Source organism: Streptomyces sp. NPDC051677 (genome assembly GCF_044453465.1).
Classification (GTDB): domain Bacteria; phylum Actinomycetota; class Actinomycetes; order Streptomycetales; family Streptomycetaceae; genus Streptomyces.
In genome coordinates, this window is record NZ_JBITCT010000096.1 from 1 (window position 1) to 18,039 (window position 18,039).

Annotated in this window: 18 protein-coding genes, 1 tRNA gene and 1 pseudogene; 12 read left to right on the top strand and 8 right to left on the bottom strand. The window is 69.3% G+C overall.

What is annotated here, in order from left to right:
• Window positions 1–107: 107 nt before the first annotated feature.
• The 5 genes from ACIBAF_RS47410 to ACIBAF_RS47430 all read left to right on the top strand — a co-directional run bounded on the left by ACIBAF_RS47410 (window position 108) and on the right by ACIBAF_RS47430 (window position 3,278).
• Window positions 108–341, top strand: coding sequence for a hypothetical protein (locus ACIBAF_RS47410; protein ID WP_399472758.1), 234 nt, complete (start codon window positions 108–110; stop codon window positions 339–341).
• A gap of 125 nt (window positions 342–466) precedes the next feature.
• Window positions 467–769 carry a putative ATP-grasp-modified RiPP gene (gene tgmA / locus ACIBAF_RS47415; RefSeq protein WP_399472760.1) on the top strand — a complete coding sequence of 101 codons (303 nt, stop codon included), beginning with the start codon at window positions 467–469 and terminating at the stop codon, window positions 767–769.
• On the top strand, window positions 766–1,740 hold the full coding sequence (gene tgmB, locus ACIBAF_RS47420) for an ATP-grasp ribosomal peptide maturase (protein WP_399472762.1): 975 nt from the start codon (window positions 766–768) through the stop codon (window positions 1,738–1,740). The genes tgmA and tgmB overlap by 4 nt, the downstream gene beginning before the upstream one ends.
• On the top strand, window positions 1,730–2,920 hold the full coding sequence (gene tgmC / locus ACIBAF_RS47425) for an ATP-grasp peptide maturase system methyltransferase (RefSeq protein WP_399472764.1): 1,191 nt from the start codon (window positions 1,730–1,732) through the stop codon (window positions 2,918–2,920). The genes tgmB and tgmC overlap by 11 nt, the downstream gene beginning before the upstream one ends.
• Window positions 2,921–2,951: 31 nt before the next feature.
• Window positions 2,952–3,278: a DUF6087 family protein gene (locus ACIBAF_RS47430; RefSeq protein ID WP_399472766.1), complete on the top strand. Its 327-nt coding sequence runs from the start codon at window positions 2,952–2,954 to the stop codon at window positions 3,276–3,278.
• Here the strand turns inward: ACIBAF_RS47430 and ACIBAF_RS47435 are convergent, their stop codons facing one another.
• The 4 genes from ACIBAF_RS47435 to ACIBAF_RS47450 form a co-directional block, all read right to left on the bottom strand.
• Window positions 3,279–4,952 carry a relaxase/mobilization nuclease domain-containing protein gene (locus tag ACIBAF_RS47435; protein ID WP_399472768.1) on the bottom strand — a complete coding sequence of 558 codons (1,674 nt, stop codon included), beginning with the start codon at window positions 4,950–4,952 and terminating at the stop codon, window positions 3,279–3,281.
• Entirely contained in the window at window positions 4,949–5,485 is a 537-nt protein-coding gene (locus ACIBAF_RS47440) for a plasmid mobilization protein (RefSeq protein WP_372500145.1), read from the bottom strand. Before ACIBAF_RS47440 ends, ACIBAF_RS47435 begins: the two co-directional genes overlap by 4 nt.
• Window positions 5,486–6,292: 807 nt before the next feature.
• Window positions 6,293–6,982 (bottom strand): hypothetical protein, encoded by a 690-nt coding sequence (locus ACIBAF_RS47445; RefSeq protein ID WP_399472789.1) that lies wholly within the window; start codon window positions 6,980–6,982, stop codon window positions 6,293–6,295.
• 13 nt (window positions 6,983–6,995) lie between these two features.
• A complete protein-coding gene (locus ACIBAF_RS47450; protein WP_399472770.1) occupies window positions 6,996–7,838 on the bottom strand; it encodes a helix-turn-helix domain-containing protein in 843 nt (280 codons plus the stop codon).
• Between the two features lie 483 nt (window positions 7,839–8,321).
• Between ACIBAF_RS47450 and ACIBAF_RS47455 the strand changes: the two genes are divergently transcribed.
• From ACIBAF_RS47455 to ACIBAF_RS47465, 3 genes are all read left to right on the top strand, one after another.
• Entirely contained in the window at window positions 8,322–8,579 is a 258-nt protein-coding gene (locus ACIBAF_RS47455) for a helix-turn-helix domain-containing protein (RefSeq protein ID WP_399472772.1), read from the top strand.
• 135 nt (window positions 8,580–8,714) lie between these two features.
• Window positions 8,715–8,927, top strand: a complete 213-nt coding sequence (locus ACIBAF_RS47460) for a helix-turn-helix domain-containing protein (protein WP_399472775.1) — start codon at window positions 8,715–8,717, stop codon at window positions 8,925–8,927.
• The gene (locus ACIBAF_RS47465; protein ID WP_399472777.1) at window positions 8,927–10,078 is read left to right on the top strand and encodes a tyrosine-type recombinase/integrase; all 1,152 of its coding nucleotides are present in this window, start codon (window positions 8,927–8,929) and stop codon (window positions 10,076–10,078) included. The genes ACIBAF_RS47460 and ACIBAF_RS47465 overlap by 1 nt, the downstream gene beginning before the upstream one ends.
• A 59-nt stretch (window positions 10,079–10,137) precedes the next feature.
• On the opposite strand, the gene ACIBAF_RS47470 is transcribed toward ACIBAF_RS47465, so the two are convergent.
• Entirely contained in the window at window positions 10,138–11,085 is a 948-nt protein-coding gene (locus tag ACIBAF_RS47470; protein ID WP_399472779.1) for an NADP-dependent oxidoreductase, read from the bottom strand.
• Window positions 11,086–11,206: 121 nt separating this feature from the next.
• Between ACIBAF_RS47470 and ACIBAF_RS47475 the strand changes: the two genes are divergently transcribed.
• Entirely contained in the window at window positions 11,207–11,848 is a 642-nt protein-coding gene (locus ACIBAF_RS47475; protein ID WP_399472781.1) for a TetR/AcrR family transcriptional regulator, read from the top strand.
• Window positions 11,849–12,170: 322 nt separating this feature from the next.
• Here ACIBAF_RS47475 and ACIBAF_RS47480 read toward each other — a convergent pair whose 3' ends face one another.
• Window positions 12,171–12,539, bottom strand: a complete 369-nt coding sequence (locus ACIBAF_RS47480) for a MerR family transcriptional regulator (RefSeq protein WP_399472783.1) — start codon at window positions 12,537–12,539, stop codon at window positions 12,171–12,173.
• Between the two features lie 126 nt (window positions 12,540–12,665).
• On the opposite strand from ACIBAF_RS47480, the gene ACIBAF_RS47485 reads away from it, so the two are divergent.
• A complete protein-coding gene (locus tag ACIBAF_RS47485) occupies window positions 12,666–13,766 on the top strand; it encodes an alkene reductase (RefSeq protein WP_399472785.1) in 1,101 nt (366 codons plus the stop codon).
• 280 nt (window positions 13,767–14,046) lie between these two features.
• On the opposite strand, the gene ACIBAF_RS47490 is transcribed toward ACIBAF_RS47485, so the two are convergent.
• Window positions 14,047–14,120 (bottom strand) — tRNA-Gly (locus ACIBAF_RS47490).
• Between the two features lie 234 nt (window positions 14,121–14,354).
• The gene (locus tag ACIBAF_RS47495; protein WP_399472787.1) at window positions 14,355–15,932 is read right to left on the bottom strand and encodes a M1 family metallopeptidase; all 1,578 of its coding nucleotides are present in this window, start codon (window positions 15,930–15,932) and stop codon (window positions 14,355–14,357) included.
• 792 nt (window positions 15,933–16,724) lie between these two features.
• Here ACIBAF_RS47495 and dcd point away from each other — a divergent pair.
• Window positions 16,725–17,300, top strand: coding sequence for a dCTP deaminase (dcd, locus tag ACIBAF_RS47500; protein ID WP_334578439.1), 576 nt, complete (start codon window positions 16,725–16,727; stop codon window positions 17,298–17,300).
• Window positions 17,301–17,377: 77 nt separating this feature from the next.
• Window positions 17,378–17,572 (top strand): annotated as a pseudogene (locus ACIBAF_RS47505) (phosphoribosyltransferase); the annotation flags it as partial.
• Window positions 17,573–18,039: the final 467 nt, after the last annotated feature.

Genomic DNA, 18,039 nt, shown 5'->3' on the forward strand with positions numbered 1-18,039 from the left:
GTCACCCGCAGCCGCCTCGGACGCCTCGTCCGACAAGGCTTCCTCACCCAACCCGGACGAGGTCGCTACGAGAAACGGACTTAACGTCCACTGACGAGGCCGGCGCGGTGGTTGTCCCGGAGCCGGTCCGGATCACTCCAGCCGACCTTGTGCGGCTGCGCGTCGAGTCGGGCTTGGTCCTCGGCGAGATCCGCGCCGAGGTGCAGCGCGCCGAGAGCGCGTGGCGGCAGCACCTCATCCGCTGGTACCGCGACGGTCGGCTGGCGGCTGAGGCCCGCGCACCGGACATCAGCCTTCTTCAGCGAGTCCTGGACGGACTGCGGAATCCCGTCCGGCTTTGACGCAGACCCGGCGCCTCTTCTTCCTGGCGCCCATGAGATCCCGCACCAGCAGGACTGCCTTCCGCGACGCCGTGCGGGTGAGCAAGGCACACGAAGGACAGGAACTTCCAACAGAGAGGAAGACCGTGTTCAACCACATGGACCGATTCCCCACCGGCAGCCCCCTGCCGCAGGGGCACCTGACCGCGGCCCCGTGGGGCCTGCGCCGCATCGCCCCGTATCCGCCCGTCGCTGGCCCCGCCTACGCGGCGGTGAAGCTGGACCCGGAGACGCAGACCGCCCGGTACTTCGACGCTTCCGGGGCGCCCGCCATGTCGCCGGGCCACGGCACGTCCTCCGGCACGAATCCCGCGACCGGCACCACGGGCCAGGGCGACCGCAACAGCGACTCCCCGGACAGCGACACGGGCAACGACACCGACCAGTGACTCCGCAGACGAATGACGATCGTCCGGTCCTGGTCGTCACCAACCTCGACGACCCGACCGCGGACTTCGTGATCGCCGAGCTGCACGACCGGGGCGTCCCGGTCGTGCGGTTCGACTCCGGTGACTTCCCCGCCACCCTGTCGTGCTCCGCCGCCATCGGCGGCGACAGTGACAGCTGGCGGGGAAGCGTGCAGACCCCGAGCCGACGAGCCGACCTGGGCGCGGTGCGTTCCATGTACTACCGCCGCCCCTCCGGGTTTGCCTTCCCCCACCTCGACAAGCAGGACGAACGGTTCGCTGTGGCCCAGGCCCGCTACGGGCTCGGCGGCATCCTGACCTCCCTGCCCGGCTGCCTCTACGTCAACCACCCCAACCGCATCGGCGACGCCGAGTACAAGCCGGCCGGGCTCGCGGCAGCGGCGGCGGCCGGCTTCACGGTGCCGCCCACGCTCATCACCAACGTTCCCGACGACGCACGGGCCTTCATCAAGGAGTACGGACCGGCCATCTTCAAGCCGATTTCGGTCCCGCTCTACCTGGTCGACGGCAAAGCCCAGACCGTCCCCGTCACCGAGGTGGCCGTCGACGAGATCGACGACTCCGTGACCGGCACCATGCACCTCTTCCAAAAGTGCGTGGACAAGGTCGCCGACATCCGGGCCACGGTGATCGGCGAGCAGATCTTCGCCGTGAGGATCGACTCAGGTCTCCTCGATTGGCGCACGGACTACGGCACCCACACCTACACGCCGCTTGCCGCGCCGCCCGCGGTGGAGCGGTCGATGCGTGCCTATCTGAAGCACTTCGGGCTCGTCTTCGGGGCGTTCGACTTCGCTCTGACCGACTCCGGCGAGTGGATCTTCATCGAGTGCAATCCTTCCGGGCAGTGGGCATGGATGGAGCCGCCGACCGGTCTGCCGATGACTGCCGCACTCGCCGATCTTCTGGAAGGAGGCATCCGTGGCCTGTGAGCCCGATATCGAGACAGCCGCCGTCGATCTACGGCTTCGGCTCGCCCGGCAACTGGAGAAGGAGGGCCGGCTGCGCTCGCCGCAGTGGCGGGATGCTGTGGAGGCCGTGCCCCGCCACAAGTTCATCCCGCGCTTCTACCGGGAGAGCGACGCTGTCGGCGTCACCACCTGGGAACCGGTCACACAGGGGACGGTAGGCAAGGAGGAGTGGCTCAGGCTCGTCTACACCGACGAGACATGGATGACTCAGTTCGACGGCCACGACATCGACTGGGCCGACCCGAAGCCGATCAGCAACGCGACCCCGAGCTCGTCGTCGACGTTGCCGAGCCTCGTGGTCCGGATGCTCGAAGACCTCGACGTGCAGGACGGCATGAAGGTGCTGGAGATCGGCACCGGAACCGGCTACTCGACCGCCCTGATGTGCCACCGGCTCGGCAGCGAGAACGTGACCTCGATCGAGACGGACGAGGGCGTGGCCCGCCGCGCCCGCGACGCTCTCGCCGGATCCGGTCATATCCCACACCTGCTGGTGGGGGACGGCCGCGTCGGCCACCGCGCCGGAGCCCCGTACGACCGGCTGATCGCCACATGCGGCTTCCGCAGCATCCCGCCCGCCTGGCTGGAACAGGTCCGGCCGGGCGGCATCATCCTCACCACCCTGCGCGGCTGGATGCGCTCCCTCGGCCTGGTCAAGCTCATCGTCACCGGGGACAGCGCGAGCGGCTGGTTCAGCGAGGACGACCCGAGCTTCATGATCGCCCGCCAGCAGGACGCACCGGAGAGCCTCGGCAGGGTGCCGGGCCCCGACGACGGGACTGCGCGGAAAGCCGCGTACGGGCCGGAGGCGCTAAGCACTTCAGGCCCGGCCTTCATGGCACAGCTCGCGGCGTCGGACGCCCGTTTCTTCTCCATGGGGGCCGACGGCGGTCCGGTCAGCACGTTCCTGCTGGACAGCGTCACCGATTCCTTCGCCGTCCTCTCTCCCACGGACGGCGGCGGCTGGCAGGTCCGCCAGGGCGGTCCCCGTCGCCTGTGGGATGCGGTCGAGTCGGCGGTGGGCACTTGGGAGGAGTACGGCTCACCGAACACCGCCGCGTTCGGCGTGACCGTCTCCCACGACCAGCAGGCCATCTGGCTCGGGAACCCGAACGGCCCGCAATGGCCGCTACCCTCCTGAGACAGCCACCACCGACGCGAGGAACGCCAGGATGGACGACGAGCCGCTGAAGGACTGGGCGGAACGCCGTGACGCGAAGATCGGCCGACTTCGCGCCGTGCCCGTCGTGTCCGGCGACGGGTCCCGGGCATCGCATCTGAACCCGGATGCGCCCCGCGCCATCGAGCGGTGGAACGGGCACACGTGGGAGCCGCACGGATTCGCCGCCACCCTGGCCGAGGCCAAAGCCATCCTGTACCCGGAGACCGACGGGCCATCGCCCCCAGGGCCGGTGCCGAAGCCACTCGGCTCCGGCACCGGCAAGCACCGCAAACCCCAGGCACCCAGGCCGGATGGTGGCGGTCGGGCGCAAGGGTGATCAGCGTCGCCGCGCCTGCGGCTGCTGTGGAGCGGCGGGATCCATCACGGCGTGATGAGCATTGGGTGCCTGGGCTCGTGGGCCGAGTACGTGGCGTTCACCGAGGCGTTGGATGCGCCAGGTGAGGGTACGGGCGGTGGAGCGGGCGTCTTCCAGTGCACGCTGGTCGGCGGCGTGTTGGAGGAGTTGTCGGGGGTCGTGGCCGGCGGTCTCGGCTTGTGCGAGAGCGGCGGCCAGTGCCGGCCAGGCGGGGTCGTCGAGGACCTGATCGGCGTGGTCGGGCAGGACGGCTCGTATGTGCTGGGCGTGGCGTTCCACAGTGCGGGCGGGTGGTTTGCGCTGGGCCAGGGCGGACAGTGGCTGGGCCGCAGCATGCTCGTAGGCCGCCTGAAGGTGGATCAGGGCCTGGTGGGCGGCGGCGACTTGTTGGTCGTGGTGGCGGGTGTGGTGCCAGCGGGTGGTGGCGATGACGACCAGGACGGCGATGTCGAGGAACATGGCCAGCCCGCTCCCGTCACTGGTGGCCGGTGTCGTGCGCAGTGCTCGTACGGCGCCGCGCAGGGCGCGTGCTTGGTCCTGCTGGTCCCGGATGCGGGAGCGGGAGGCGCGTTCGAACGCGAGGGCAGCCTGCTGGAGCTGTGCTCGCAGGTGGTCGGGGGCCAGGAGCGGCAGGATGTCGAGGGCCTCGGCGAAGGCCGCGATGTGTGCCTGGGCCACGGTGACTTCGGCCTGGTCGAGGTGGTGGGGGATGCGTTCGGCCGCCGCGGTGGCCTGGTGCCAGGGGTTCGTCCTGCGTCGGCTGCCCGGCTCTGTGGCTGGTGGGGGTTCGATGCCGGTGAGGCGCTCGCGGATTTTGGGGAAGGACAGGTCGGGGGCGAGTTGGGAGCCGGAGAACCAGACCGGCTCGCCTGCGGCGTTGGTGTCGCCTTCGACGGCGACCTTGTAGCCGCGTATGTCCCCGGAGGGGAAGTGCTGGACGTCGACGCGGACGCCGTCGACGCCGTCGACGAGGGTGAGGAACTCTTCCGGGCTCGTGGCGATGGACACCAGCTGGCGGACGGTGGTGCGCAGCTGTTCGCGGGAGGTCGTCTTGCGTCCTTGGCGGCGGGCCTTCTCCTGCTCGGCGCGGGTGGGGCGTTTGGCGGCGGTGCGGTCTCCGCGGACGACCTGGTGGAGGCCGTATTCCTTCTCGATGGCGGCGAGTTCGCGGTCGGCGGTGAGGTAGTCGTTCCAGTGGCGTGCGGTGCGCAGGTCGCCGCGGACTTTGGTGGCGGCGATGTGGATGTGGTCGGGTGCGTGGCGTACGGCGACCCAGCGGCAGCCGTCCGGATCGCCTTCGGGTGCGATGCCGGTGGCGGCGACGACGCGGCGGGCGATGTCGGCCCACTCCTCGTCGCTCAGGTGGCGGTCGCTCTCGGCGGCGCGGATCGAGCAGTGCCACGTGTGTTTCTCGGGTGCGCGGCCGAGCCGCCGGGCCTGCTTGACGTGCAGGTCGAGGTCGGCCACCAGGAGCCTCTTCGTGGTGTCGAAGTCGTCGGCGCGGCCGGGGTCGGGGGCGAAGCCGTCCCAGGAGGCCACCAGGTGCGGGTCGGTGTGGTCCTTGGCTTTCTTGGTGTCGAAGAGGTAGCGGATCAGGCCGGCGGTGTCCTTGCCGCCGCTGATCTTCGCGATCATCGGGCCGCCTTGTGGCTGACGGCCTGGTTCGCAGCTGCCGCGATGTGGCGCACTGCAGCACCGACGGCGTCCAGAGTGCGGTCGGTCTGGGCGAGGAGGGCACTGTCCCCAGGGTGTGGATGGCCGCCGGAGTTGAGCTTCTTGGCGATCTGGTTGACGTTGCGGCCGATGGTGGCGACCTGCTCGCGCAGGGCGGTCAGCTCGTCGATGTAGTCGTCCAGCTGGGTGCGTTGGCCGGGCACAGTGAGGTCACCTTCAACGTGGGCCAGGGTGACGGCGGCGACGTAGTGAGCGCCGCTCAGGTTCAGCGACGTGGCCTTGGCACGGATTGCGTCCCTCTCCTCAACGCTGTAACGGGCATCGACGCGCTTCTTGCGCCGGCCGCCTGGGTCGGGCTTGCGACGTTGGGCGACTCGATGCAGAGCGGCTGCTTCGGCGGCGCGCGGCAGGGGCACGGCAACGGCGACGGGCTCGGCGTCAGAGTGTTGCTTCTCCTCCTCGGGCACCCCCTGGTGCCCGAGTGCCTCCGCCACCCCTGGGGCGGAGGCTTCCCCGTGGAACCGGCCTGTGGACGGTCCAGCGGGATACCTTGCTGCGCGGTTGTCTGGGGCGATGGGAGTCTCCTGCCGGTTGGTGTGTTCGTGGTGTCGGTCGTGCACGAGTGGTTCTCCAGGGGGTGTTCGGAAGGGGAGCTGAGCCGCCGTTGCGCCGACCGACGGCAGAGGAGGGCCGTGGCCGGAGCAATTCGGCGGCTGTGGGAGGGGATCTGGACAGGGCAACCGAGGTCGGCGCTGTCGGGTTCGGGGCTATGGCTGCAGAGAGCGCAACGGGGACCGGTCCCCACAGCGCTGCGGTGCACGGTCCCCAAACGCTTGGGGACGGGGATCGCGACGCTCATCGGGGACGGTCCCCCTGACGCATCGTCAACGGGACGGTCCCCTTGACAGGTCGTCACCGGGACCGTCCCGTTCCCTGCACGGTTGCGGTCCCCGAGGGGGACTCGAACGGGCTGGTGCGGGGACGGTCACCGTCCCTGGGACGCTCTGGGGACGGGCACGAAACGACCTCTGAGCTGCGGTTTCCTCCGGGACTGGTCCCCTCTCGGTCCCCGGTGCGTCGTCGTCATGGTCCCCGCGATGCGGTCCCCGTGCGCCACCGTCCCCGCCATGAGGTGATCGTGATCTCGGGGACCGTCGGGGACCGAGGTTCGGTCCCCGATCTTCGCGGGCTCGGTCCCCGGGACGCGGTTGCCAGGATGGCCTCGTCGATCGCGTACGGCTCGTCCGGGACCGATCGGTCGTAGGACGGCGCAGCTGCCGCGTCGAGCGAGGCGGGCTGCGTCATGCAGAGTGCTGTCGGTCGAGCCGGGCGATGGCGAGATCGATGCGCGACGGGTGGGGAGTCGCACGTACGGCATTGCCCCTGGCGGTGCCGTCAGGGCTCGTCCGCCGTTGACGGCACGGGGCACCCGCAGGTGCGTGGCACCACTCGCACCGGACGCTGAGCGCGTCCGGGACGCCGCTGGTGCCGGCAGCTTCGCGCGCGGCGCGGGTCGGACGGTATCGGGTCAGCTCGGCGCGGACAGCCGGCGGGATGCACGACCCGATCTCGCGCAGGCGCTCCTCGATGTCGCGGGACCGGCCACCGCTGGTGATCTGCTGGTGCGTCGAGGGGGCGGCCAGACCGGCGGCGACAGCGTTGCGGGATCGGAGCAGCTCGGCTCGCCAGGCGGCTGGATCGTCCGGGTCGGCAGCTGGTGTGGGGTCGGTGTGCCGGTCGAGGCGGTCGCGTCGGTGGGCACGCCACTTGCGGGCGACGTCCACGGGCAGGATCGGGTACGGAGAGTCGAGGACGTGGGACCGTATCGCCTCGCGGACGTCCCATCCGTGGTCGGTGGCGAAGGGCACGTCGTCGAGCAGCTCCTGCCACTGGGCGATCTGGTCACGGGCCTCGCCCGTGCCGGTGCGGATGGTGCGGGGGTCCAGGCGTCCGATGTAGGCGAGGACGGCGGCGATTTCGTTGCGCTCCAGGGGTGGTTGCTCCTTACGATCCGGTCGGTTCGTCGAGGGCGGCGAGCAGGGCGGCCATGTGCGCCTCGGAGCGCGTCATGCCGGTGGTCGAGGTGGGCGTGCCGCCGGGCAGGGCGTAGAGGTTGGGGCGGCCAGGGGCGGGGGTGCGCTCGCGGGCGATCCACGCGCGCCAGTCGGCGGCCCAGGCTGCAGCGGTGCGGGTCGCCCAGGTGGCCCGGTAGGTGCGCCACTTCTCGTCGGCGGCGTGCAGGGCGGGCTCGCCGAGTCGGTCGAGGTGGCCGTGGTCCTGCAGCCAGGCTCGGGCGTCGTCGTCGATCCGCCAGTCGGTGGCTGGGATGAGCGGGGCAGAGCTGCTGCTGTTACTACCGTTCACCTTCGGTTCTCTTCTGTTCTGGGGGTCGGAATCCGCACCCCCTGAGGGTCTGAATCCGACCCCCCTGGGGGTCACATTCCGTGCCGGGGGATCAGATTCCGGCCCCTCGTCGAAGGCGTCGGCAGGGTCGGATTCCGGTCCTCCAGGGGTCGGATTCCGATCCCCCGGGAGGGTCAGATCCTGATCCCCCTCGGCGGTCTGTTCGGCGAGGAACCGGGCAGCGTCCGGCAGGTGGTAGTACGTCTCTCCCCGTGGCCCCTTGCGTCCGGGGAGCGCGACCAGTTCCCCGTCGGCGATCAGCTTGGCCAGTGCGTCACGCACCGCGGTGCGGGAGGCGTTGGCGCGTTTCATGAGGGTGGGCACGGACGCGTACGCGATGCAGCGCCGGTCGATGCATCGGTCGGCGATCAGGGCGAGGACCAGGCGGGCGGTGCCTTTGCTGTGGCTGTGGTTCCACACCCATTCGCGGGCGTCGTGGCTCATGAGGCGGCGGCTCCTAGGTGAGGGCGGGGAGGTGCGGGTGGCCCTCGACGGGCGGTGCACAGGGAGGGGGGTGGCACACAGCCCTGGTCCGAAGGGGCGGGGGAGGGCTGGTGGCGTCGTATGGCCAAGACAGCCTCACCCATGCCGCACAAGTCCAGCATTCTGCCGGGAAATCAGACAGCTGACGGCGAACGCAGACGGCGAGCGAGGGACCAAAACTATAAACGCGAATCGGCGGTTGCCGAAATAATGCTCCGTCAGATGAAGCCAGAAGCATCACATCGAGAACCCGTTGACTCCCGATGCGAGCGCACGCTACAACACAACACCCCACGTCAGAGCACGTATCCGGGCTGACGAAGACACCGCCGACCGGATATTCGAAACCCAGCCCGCAGGTAGGTCCCGGCCGCTGCGCCGGGCGCAACATAGCCGACGATCGCCGGTTAACCAAACCGGCGATTCGGAGCTACAAATGGAGCTATGGCAGCAAGATCCCTGGCAATCGGTCCGGCCGGAATACGGACCGCCTGCACCATCGAAATCCTCCGCACCGAACGCGGCCTCGCCCAGCGCGAGCTCGCCGCCCGCGTCTCCGCTTTCGGCCGTCCGATGACCAACACGATGCTGTCCCGCATCGAACGCGCCCAACGCCGCTGCGACATCGACGACCTCGTCGCCCTCGCCCAGGCCCTCCGGGTCTCGCCCCTGGCCCTTCTCCACGGGGTTCAAGCCGCGTAGGCCCGCCTGCCACCGGCCCGGACTGCTGCCGCCCCGAACCGCTTCCCCGAGTAAAGGACGCTTCGCCCTTGCGCCGACCTGCAATACCCCCTGCCCACGCCCGCTCTCAGTGCACCGCGAAGGAGGTGATTGTGAATGGCTGACCGCCTCCTGACCGTGGCCGAAGCCGGCGAGCTGCTCGGCACGGGCGAGCGCTTCGTCCGCCGCCTCATCGCCGAGCGCCGCATCCGCTACGTCAAGCTCGGCCGCCCGGTGCGCATCCCCGAGAGAGCGGTCGCCGAGTACGTCGAGGCGCGCACCGTCGAGCCGGTCCGCCGCAGCCGTGCCCGCTACGGGAAGGCGGCCTGATGGCGGGACGCAAGCCGCAGCGGCGGCGCGAGTTCGGCACGGTCCGCAAGCTCCCCTCGGGCCGGTGGCAGGCCCGCTACATCGGACCGGACGGCCAGCGGTACACCGCACCGGAGACGTTCGAGACCAGGTCCGACGCCCAGGACTGGCTCAACCTCGTCCGCGCCGACATCGAGCGCAACACCTGGCACAACCCGGATGCAGGCGCGCTCAACTTCGAGAAGTACGCGCTGCGGTGGATGGAGGAGCGTGGCCTGGCCGCGACCACGGTCGACCGGTACGTGGGTCTGCTGCGCGGGCACATCCTGCCGACGTTCGGCGGCAAGGACCTGGACGAGATCACCCCGCCCTCCGTCCGCACGTGGCGAGCCGAGCGCCTGAAGGCGACCGGCCCGACCACGGTCGCCAAGTCGTACCGCCTGCTGAAGGGCATCCTGCAGACGGCGGTCGACGACGACCTCCTCCGAACCAACCCGTGCCGCATCAAGGGGGCCGGCAAGGAGGAGGCCGACGAGCGCCCCACCGCCACCATCGCGCAGGTCTTCGACCTCGCCGACGCCATGGGCCCACGCTGGCGCCTGATGGTCCTGCTCGGAGCTTTCGCCTCGCTCCGACCGGAGGAACTGGCCGAACTGCGCCGTCACAGTGTCGATCTCGACGAATGCTCCCTGAGGATCACGCAGGCGTCCCCGGAGCTGACGAATGGCCGTCGAGTCACAGGCGACCCCAAGTCCCGCGCGGGTAAACGCACCGTGTACCTGCCCGACGTCCTGCTCCCCGAGCTCCGCCGCCACCTCCAGTGGTTCGCCGAGAAGGACCGGGACGGCCTGATCTTCGTCGGCGAGAAGGGCGCCCCCTTTCGCCGCTCGACCTTCGGCCGCAAATGGCGCAAGGCACGCACCAAGGTCGGGATGCCGGACAGCTTCCGTTTCTACGACCTCCGCCACACCGGCAACACCCTGGCCGCCGACACCGGCGCCAAGCTGAAGGACCTCATGGTCCGCGCCGGCCAGTCCTCGGAGCGCGCCCAGCTGATCTACCAGCACTCGACGGCCAAGCACCAGCGCAAGCTCGCTCGGGGCATCGACGCCGAGGTGCGGCAGCAACTGCGCCAGGCAGATGTTGAAGGGAGGCCGGCCGCAGAAGCGTGAGGGTCGGCGAAGTGCCCCGGCCGGCGGGCGGACCAGACAGAGGCCCCTGGCCTTCTGGCTCAGAAGACCAGAACGGGGCGCCCGCGCACGCCACCGGCCTCGATGAGCTGGTGTGCCCGGGCCGCCTCTTCGAAGGGGAAGGTGGCCGCGACGCGGAGCGTGAGCACGCCCGCCTCAGCCTGGTCCCGCAGCTCCGCCAGAGTCGCTGTATCCCGGATCCGCTCGCGGACGAACAGGGGATGCCAGCGGACGCCACGGTCGGTGGCCCCGGTGAATCCCACGTAGGACACGATGCCCCCGCCGTCGCGGACAGCCGCGGTCACCGTGTCGTTCAGCCCCGCACCGTCGATGACCCCGTCCACGCCCTCGGACCGCAGCCCGCGGACCCGCTCGGCCAGTCCGTCCCCGCGGGGGAGTACGTGGTCGGCTCCGAATCCGGCGACGAGGTCTCGATCCTTTTCGGCCGCGTCAGCGATCACGGTCAGCCCGCCGGCCTTGGCCAGCTCCACCGCGTAGCCGCCAACAGTGCCGGCGGCGCCAGTCAGCAGGACGGTGGCCCCCGGCGGCAATTCGAGGGCGTCCAGGCCCATCCGCGCGCTCAGCGCGTTCATCAACAGGGTCGACGACGCCACCGGGTCGGCTCCCTTCGGCGCCCGCACCACCGACTCCACAGGCGCTACCACGTACTCCGCTTGCGCGCCCAGCGTCAGCTTCGGTTCCAGCAGGGCGATCACCTCAGCGCCCGCCGCCAGCTCAGGCGGCGCCCCCTCGCCAACCTCGTCGATCACCCCGGCCGCGTCCCAGCCCACCACATAGGCCCCGGACGGCGGGAACATCTGAGGGTTGTGCCGCGCTATGAGCCCTGACCGCGCTCCGACGTCTGACCAGTTCACGTCGGCCGCCGCCACCTTGATCCGCACCTGTCCCGGACCGGCGTGCGGCTCCGGCAACTCCAGCACCCCCATCACCTCCGGGCCACCGAACTCGGTGAAACCAACAGCCCTCATCACGCCACCTCGCAATCATCGGAACCATCGAACCCGATACGATCTAGTTCCGGGTTCGCTGGCACGCTAACAGGACGCTAAACTCGATACAAGTCAGTCCTAGTGGGAGGTGGCGGCAGGCATGAACGGGTCCAACTCGGAGTTGCGGCGTCCACCCGGTACGTCGGGCCCGCCGCGCGACCCCGCTCGGGACGCCCGCATTCTGCGCGCGGCCACGGAGCTTCTCGCGGAAGGCGGATATCCGGCACTGACCATGGACAAGGCGGCCGCACGGGCCGGGGTGGGCAAAGCGACCGTCTACCGCCGCTGGAAATCCCGTGCCGAACTCGCCATCGAGGCCCTCGACCACGCCGGCCTCACCAGCGACCTCGTCGCGGTGAGAATCGGCCCCGGCCAACTCCGAGACGAACTCGTCGCGACGCTGGCCCGCGCCGCGCGCGGCCCGGACACCTCACGCGCCGATCTGGTCGCGGCTCTGGCGACGGCGCGCGAGGCGCCGGAGGTCTGCACCCTCATCCGCCAGCGCTACGTCGACTCCCTGCATCAAGCCGTCGAAGACGTACTGGCGCACGCCACTGAACGCGGCGACCTGCCCCCGCGCCCGGCCATGCCATCCGGGAGCCACGCGCTTGAGGTCTCCGCCACCGTTGCCCTCGTACTCCACTGGCATTCGCTGCGCAATCAACCGATCACGGACGGCGACATAGGTGCGATCGTTGACAGGATCCTGACGCCACTCATCCTTAGCCGGTCTGCTAACTGATCGGCATGCCAGCCGTGGTGGGACGTCGGCCGTTACCTCGCCCCCGGCCCGCCACTAGCAAGGGGCCTGCGCGCCATGTCGCGGCTGCCAAGCCGACCTGCGTGGTCGTCCGGCTGGGCAGCAGGAGGGACGCGATGCTCAGCCTGGTGCAGGCCACCGCGCAGAACCTCTATGCCGACCGCCGTCCTGGGTGTCCGCTCGCACGGGTGACGAGTATTCCGATGGTGCGCCGCGAGCGCGGTGGCGGTGATCTTCCCGCGCGGCAGTTTCCACCAGCGTCAGCGCATCCCGCTCGGCCGACATCCGCCGCGTCGACCATCGGCTACGAACGTGCTGTAGTGCTCTGATCCGTTCCGCACTTGGCGACCGCCTCGTCCAGGATGTCCCGGGTGCGGATGAGTTCCTCAATACGCTGGGAGAGCTTGTCCCGCTCCTGCGCCATGCGCTCCAGCGCCGCCCCGGAGTTCTCAGGGCCGGGAGCATCGATGTACGGCAGGATCTCGGCGATGGACCGGCTGGACAGCCCGGCTGCGTACAGATGCTGGATCAGGACGACCCGCTCGATGCCGTCCTCGGTGTAGTGGCGCTGTCCGCTGGGGCTGCGGGTGCTGCTGAGCAGGCCCTGCTGCTCGTAGTACCGCAGGGACCGAACGCTGACGCCGGTCCGCGACGCCAGTTCCCCGATGCGCATGCCGTCCTCTCCCAGAGCTGACCTGGGCCCACCCACCTTGCCCCTGACATCAGTGTCAGGTTTTAGCGTAGCCGCCGTGCCCGGGCGACCGGGCGATACGGACTTCGGATACGAAGGAATCCTGCTGTGACCACGCTTTTCGACAGCTACCAACTCGGCGGCCTGTCCCTGCCCAACCGACTGGTGATGGCCCCGATGGCCCGAGTACGCGCCACCGCCGACGGCCTGGCAACTCCCTCCATGGCGGCCTACTACGGGCAGCGGACAACGGCCGGACTGCTCATCACCGAGGGCGTGCAGCCCAGCCTGGTCGGCCAGTCCACCCCCAATACGCCGGGTCTGTACAACGATGAACAGACCGCCTCCTGGCGCCAGGTGACCGATGCCGTGCACGTCAACGGCGGACGGATCTTCGCCCAGCTCATGCACGCGGGCCGGATCGCCCACCCCGACACGACCGGTCTCCAGCCGGTCGCCCCCTCCGCGGTGGCCGCCGGCCACGTCTTCACCCCGACCGGGTTCCAGCCCGCGCCGGTCCCGCGCGCTCTGGGAACGGCCGAGGCTGCTGAGGAGGCCCGCTCCTACGCTAAGGCCGCCCGCCGTGCCATCGACGCCGGTTTCGACGGTGTCGAACTGCACGGCGCCGCCGGCTACCTGATCTCGCAGTTCCTCTCGTCCAACGCCAACCTGCGCACGGACCGCTACGGCGGCTCGCTGACCAACCGCATCCGGTTCGCCGTCGAGGCGGTGGCCGCGACCGTCGACGCCATCGGCGCGGAACGGACCGGGATCCGGCTCTCCCCCGGCGGAGGGTTCCTGGGTACCGACGAGACCGACGTCGTCGACCTTTACTCCGAACTGCTGGCCGAGTTGGCTCGTCTGGACGTGGCCTATATCCACCTGCTGTTGAGCGCGGACGACGAGGTACTGCTCGGCCTGCGCCGCGCCTGGCCCGGCGCCCTCATCATGAACCCGACGCCTCCCCTGAAGGGACCGCAGGCTGGCCGGGGACCAGAGGTCGGCCGAGAGGAGGCCGACCTCTGGCTCAAGCATGGGGCCGACCTGATCAGCTTCGGGCGCGCCTTCATCGCCAACCCCGACCTCGTCGAGCGCCTGCGCTCCGGGCTCCCGCTCGCCCCCGTGGACGAGACCACCTTGTACGAGGGCGGCGACGCCGGCTACATCACCTACCCGACCTATCGCCACACGGCTGGAGCGGCCCAGTGAGGCGGCGGACTCACGCGGTGAGCCGAGTGGGCCGCACTAGGCTGCCGTGAACTGACGCTTTGCGTAAGCGACTTCGCATACACGGCATACGGTAGTGGCGCAGCTCACACAAAATGCGTCTCAGTATTTGAGACGTTTGAGGGTTGGGTTGTCCAAAGTGACCTGCGGGAGCCTCTGTTGCGGCTGATTCGCCTCGACTTAGGGCACGCAGAGGGCACGCCACCCCCAAATTGGTCTAGACAACAAACAAACCCCAGGCCACTGACCTGGGGTTTCATCATGGAGCGGGTGACGAGAATCGAACTCGCGCTCTCAGCTTGGGAAGCTGATGTTCTACCATTAAACTACACCCGCGTAAGACGCCGGTCCGTGACCGGTGTCGGAACGCTCCGTCACTCTACCCCATGCCAGGCCCCGGGCGCTGAGGCCCAGGGGACTGAGACGTCGACTGCGGGGCCAAGGGGATCGGTTGGTCGGGGTGGGGCGCCTCCTGGTGCTCGGTTGACCGTGGTCCGTTGCGCGGTTGCCCCGTTCTGCCCGCTGTCCCGAGCTGCCAAGAGGTCCTTCGTCAGGGGTTCCCGGGGGCTCTCAAGCGGTTGCCGGGGCTGCCACCCAGTCGGGGTGGTTGGGCATCGCGGGTGTGGTGGGGCCGAAGAGCCACGGGGTGAGGAACGGGGTCAGGTCCTGGCCCGAGACCTTGGAGGCCAGTTCGATGTAGTCCGCCGTGCCGGCGGTCCTCCCGCGGTACTGGGTGATCCAGGCACGCGAGATCTTGTCGAAGGCGGCCTCGCCCACCTTCTCACGCAGCGCGTACAGCACCAGGGTCGAGCCGTCGTAGCGCATGCGCTTGAAGAGGTTCGGTTCGGTGGGCTCGGCAGGGGCGCCGTAGTCCCGACGCCACAGGTTGTGATTCTCGTACGCCGTCTTCATGGCGGCCTCGAAGCTGCTGCCGCCGTGCGACTCCGAGTACAGGCGCTCGTAGAAGCGGGCGTACCCCTCGCTCAGCCAGAGGTCCGACCAGGTGCGGATGGCGACGCTGTCGCCGAACCACTGGTGGGTCAGCTCGTGCACCAGATTGCGCTCGGCGTCGACCTGGGTGCCGAGGAGATCGGCCTTCGGGACCAAGGACAGGGTCTGGGTCTCCAGGGCGACGCCGAGGTCCGTGTCGCCGACCAGGACGCCGTAGCGGTTGAACGGGTAGGGGCCCAGCCGCTGTTCGAGCCAGGCGAGGTGCTGGGCGGTGAGGTCGCGGTAGGCCTTGGTGGGGGCGGCGAGTTCAGCGGGCACGTAGTCGCGGATCGGCAGTTTGCCGGGGCCGGTGCGGTCGTCCGTGGTGAACCTGCCGATGCCCAGCTGCACCAGCTGCGGGGCGATGGGCTGTTCGGACCGGTACGTCCAGCGGACTCGGCCGTCGGGGCGCTGCTCGCGGGACTGGAGTCTGCCGTTGGCCACGGCGGTCAGGTCGTCCGGTGTGCTGATCCGGAAGGTGAACGGCGCGCGCAGGCTGGGGTGGTCGTCCGCCGGGAAGATCATTTTCGCGCCGTTGGGCTGCGGATAGAGCACCGTGCCGTCGGGCGTGGGGATCCAGCCGTAGTCCTCTATGGCGTCGTCGCGGTGCCGCATCTGGGTGGGGTCGGCTGTGTAGTTCACCGTGACGGTGAACGCCGCGTTCTTCGCGATGGCCGAGCGGGGGGTGACGACGAGTTCGTCGCCCTCGCGGGCGGCGTCCGCCGGGGCGCCGTTCACCGACACCGACGTGAGGGTGTTGCCGGCGAAGTCGAGGTTGAAGCGGGACAGCGCCTGGGTGGAGGTGGCCTCGATGGTCGTTTTCGCCGCGAACGGCGTCTTGGGCGCCTGCCAGTCGAAGTCGAGGGTGTAGTGGCGCACCGTGTAGCCGCCGTTGCCGTCGAGCGGGAAGAGCGGGTCGCCGAGCCCGGGTGCACCGGGCGACGGGACGGTCGTCTCGTCGGCCGCCCGGGCGATCGAGCCGCCCGTCAGCGTCGCGGAGGAAATGGCTGCCGCGGTGACGGCGGCTGTCAGGGCTCGACGAGACGCTCGAAGAGGGCGTCGGCGAGAGGGTTGGTCAGAGGGTTGGAGAGAAGGTGCGGGCGTGGGTATGGACGCGGGTTTGGACGCGGGTATGGGAATGGGCGTAGGGGCGGGCATGGGCATGACAGGTGGAGGCCTCTCAGCGGGATGATCTGCGGGTGAACCGGATCGGTGGCGGGATATCACGCCTGAAGCGGTCCCAGCTTCTCCAAGAGGCGTTCAAGGACGCAAGCAGTTCAAAGCTATTCGAAGGGTCGAATCCGGCCGTATCGCGCGGATGCCCCGCGAGCGCTGCACAGCTTCTTTGCGGTTGGGCTGCCGGCCACGCCTCGATCCCGCGGACCGCGCACACGCCCCCGTCTGACCATGGCCGAGACGGTGTGCCTGGTCAGTCAGTCGCCCCCCTGTGAACCTGTCGTACGACCGTGCCCGGCTCCGGCGTGCCGGCGTGCCGAGGGGAGGGATCCGGGTGCGAGGGGCCGGAGTTGGGGCGTACGGTGGGGGAGCCGAAGAGGGGTCGGGCGGGGTCGGAGTGCCGCCTGCAGGGTCGTCCCGTTCGTCCCGTAATGTGGCTTTCGTTGTCCGGTGGAAACAGCCGGACGGGGCTCTTGGGGAAGGGACTCTAGGACTTGATGGAGCGCACCGTCGTCCGTTGTGCCGATGGGCACGTGTTCAGCACCACTTCGTTTCCGATGCAGCAGGCCGAGCGGCTCGGTCCCGGGCGGCTCGTCCGATGTCCTCGGTGCGCCCGGTTGCGGAACGCCGTGCCGGTGACTCTCGAGAAGCGGTAGCGAGTAGCGGTAGCGAGTACCGGTATTGAGTAGCGGTAGCGACAGAGGGACGCGAGGGGCCTGGCGCGTGGAGTCGTCCGATTGTGGCGGCTCCGCGCGCCTTGCGTATCCTCGGGACGTGCTTCTCTCAGACAAGGACATCCGGGCCGAGATCGACGCCGGACGGGTCCGGATCGATCCCTACGACGAAACCATGGTGCAGCCGTCGAGCATCGATGTCCGGCTCGACCGGTACTTCCGGGTGTTCGAGAACCACCGGTACCCGCACATCGATCCGTCCGTCGAGCAGGCCGACCTGACCCGGCTCGTGGAGCCCGAGGGTGACGAGCCGTTCATCCTCCATCCCGGGGAGTTCGTGCTCGCCTCGACGTACGAGGTCATCACACTGCCTGACGATCTTGCCTCGCGGCTGGAGGGGAAGAGTTCCCTCGGGCGGCTCGGGCTGGTCACCCACTCCACCGCCGGCTTCATCGACCCCGGGTTCTCCGGGCACGTGACGCTGGAGCTGTCCAACCTCGCGACCCTGCCGATCAAGCTCTGGCCCGGCATGAAGATCGGCCAGCTGTGCATGTTCAAGCTCAGCTCGCCGGCCGAGTCCCCGTACGGCAGTGAGCGGTACGGATCCCGGTACCAGGGCCAGCGCGGGCCGACGGCCTCCCGGTCCTTCCTGAACTTCCATCGGACCCAGGTGTGAGCGGCGGCATGGGCGGGACGAAGGGCACGGAGGGCGCGGAGGGCACGGAGGCAGTCAACGCAGGCGTGAACGCAGGCGTGGGCGTGGCTCGGGAGAATCTCACCTACGAGCAGTTCGGGACCGCCGTCCGCGAGCTCGCGCAGACCATCGCCGACGACGGGTATGTACCCGACATAGTCCTCAGCATCGCCCGCGGCGGCGTCTTCGTCGCGGGAGGGCTCGCGTACGCCCTCGACTGCAAAAATCTCCACCTGGTCAACGTCGAGTACTTTGGGCTGGCTGTTTAGCACTCGGTGTCTGGCCTTGGCAAACGGGCAGATGAAGTGGCCTGTGAGACTATTTTGATCTTGCTGTTCGTTTGCGTTGATCGTCACTGATCATGGTCGGTGTGCTGAGCTGGTGCTGACCACTCAGCGCTCGCTCAGCCCCGCCCCTGGGCATCTGGGTGCGGTCGTGGTCGCGTCTGGCCCACGTCGTTCGGTCACCCGAAAGCGTGTGCTGCGCGGTGGCTGACAAGAGGGCCGTTTCCCGCTGCATGGATAGGGGAGCGGATGACCTGGCCTCAAAGCCTCGCTCCTTTGGCGGACGGCCGTCGGCCGTAGCAATGACGGCTTGATCCATGTCAAGCCGCGTTCACAGACCTTAGTGGACGTTAAGTCCGTTTCTCGTAGCGACCTCGTCCGGGTTGGGTGAGGAAGCCTTGTCGGACGAGGCGTCCGAGGCGGCTGCGGGTGACGTT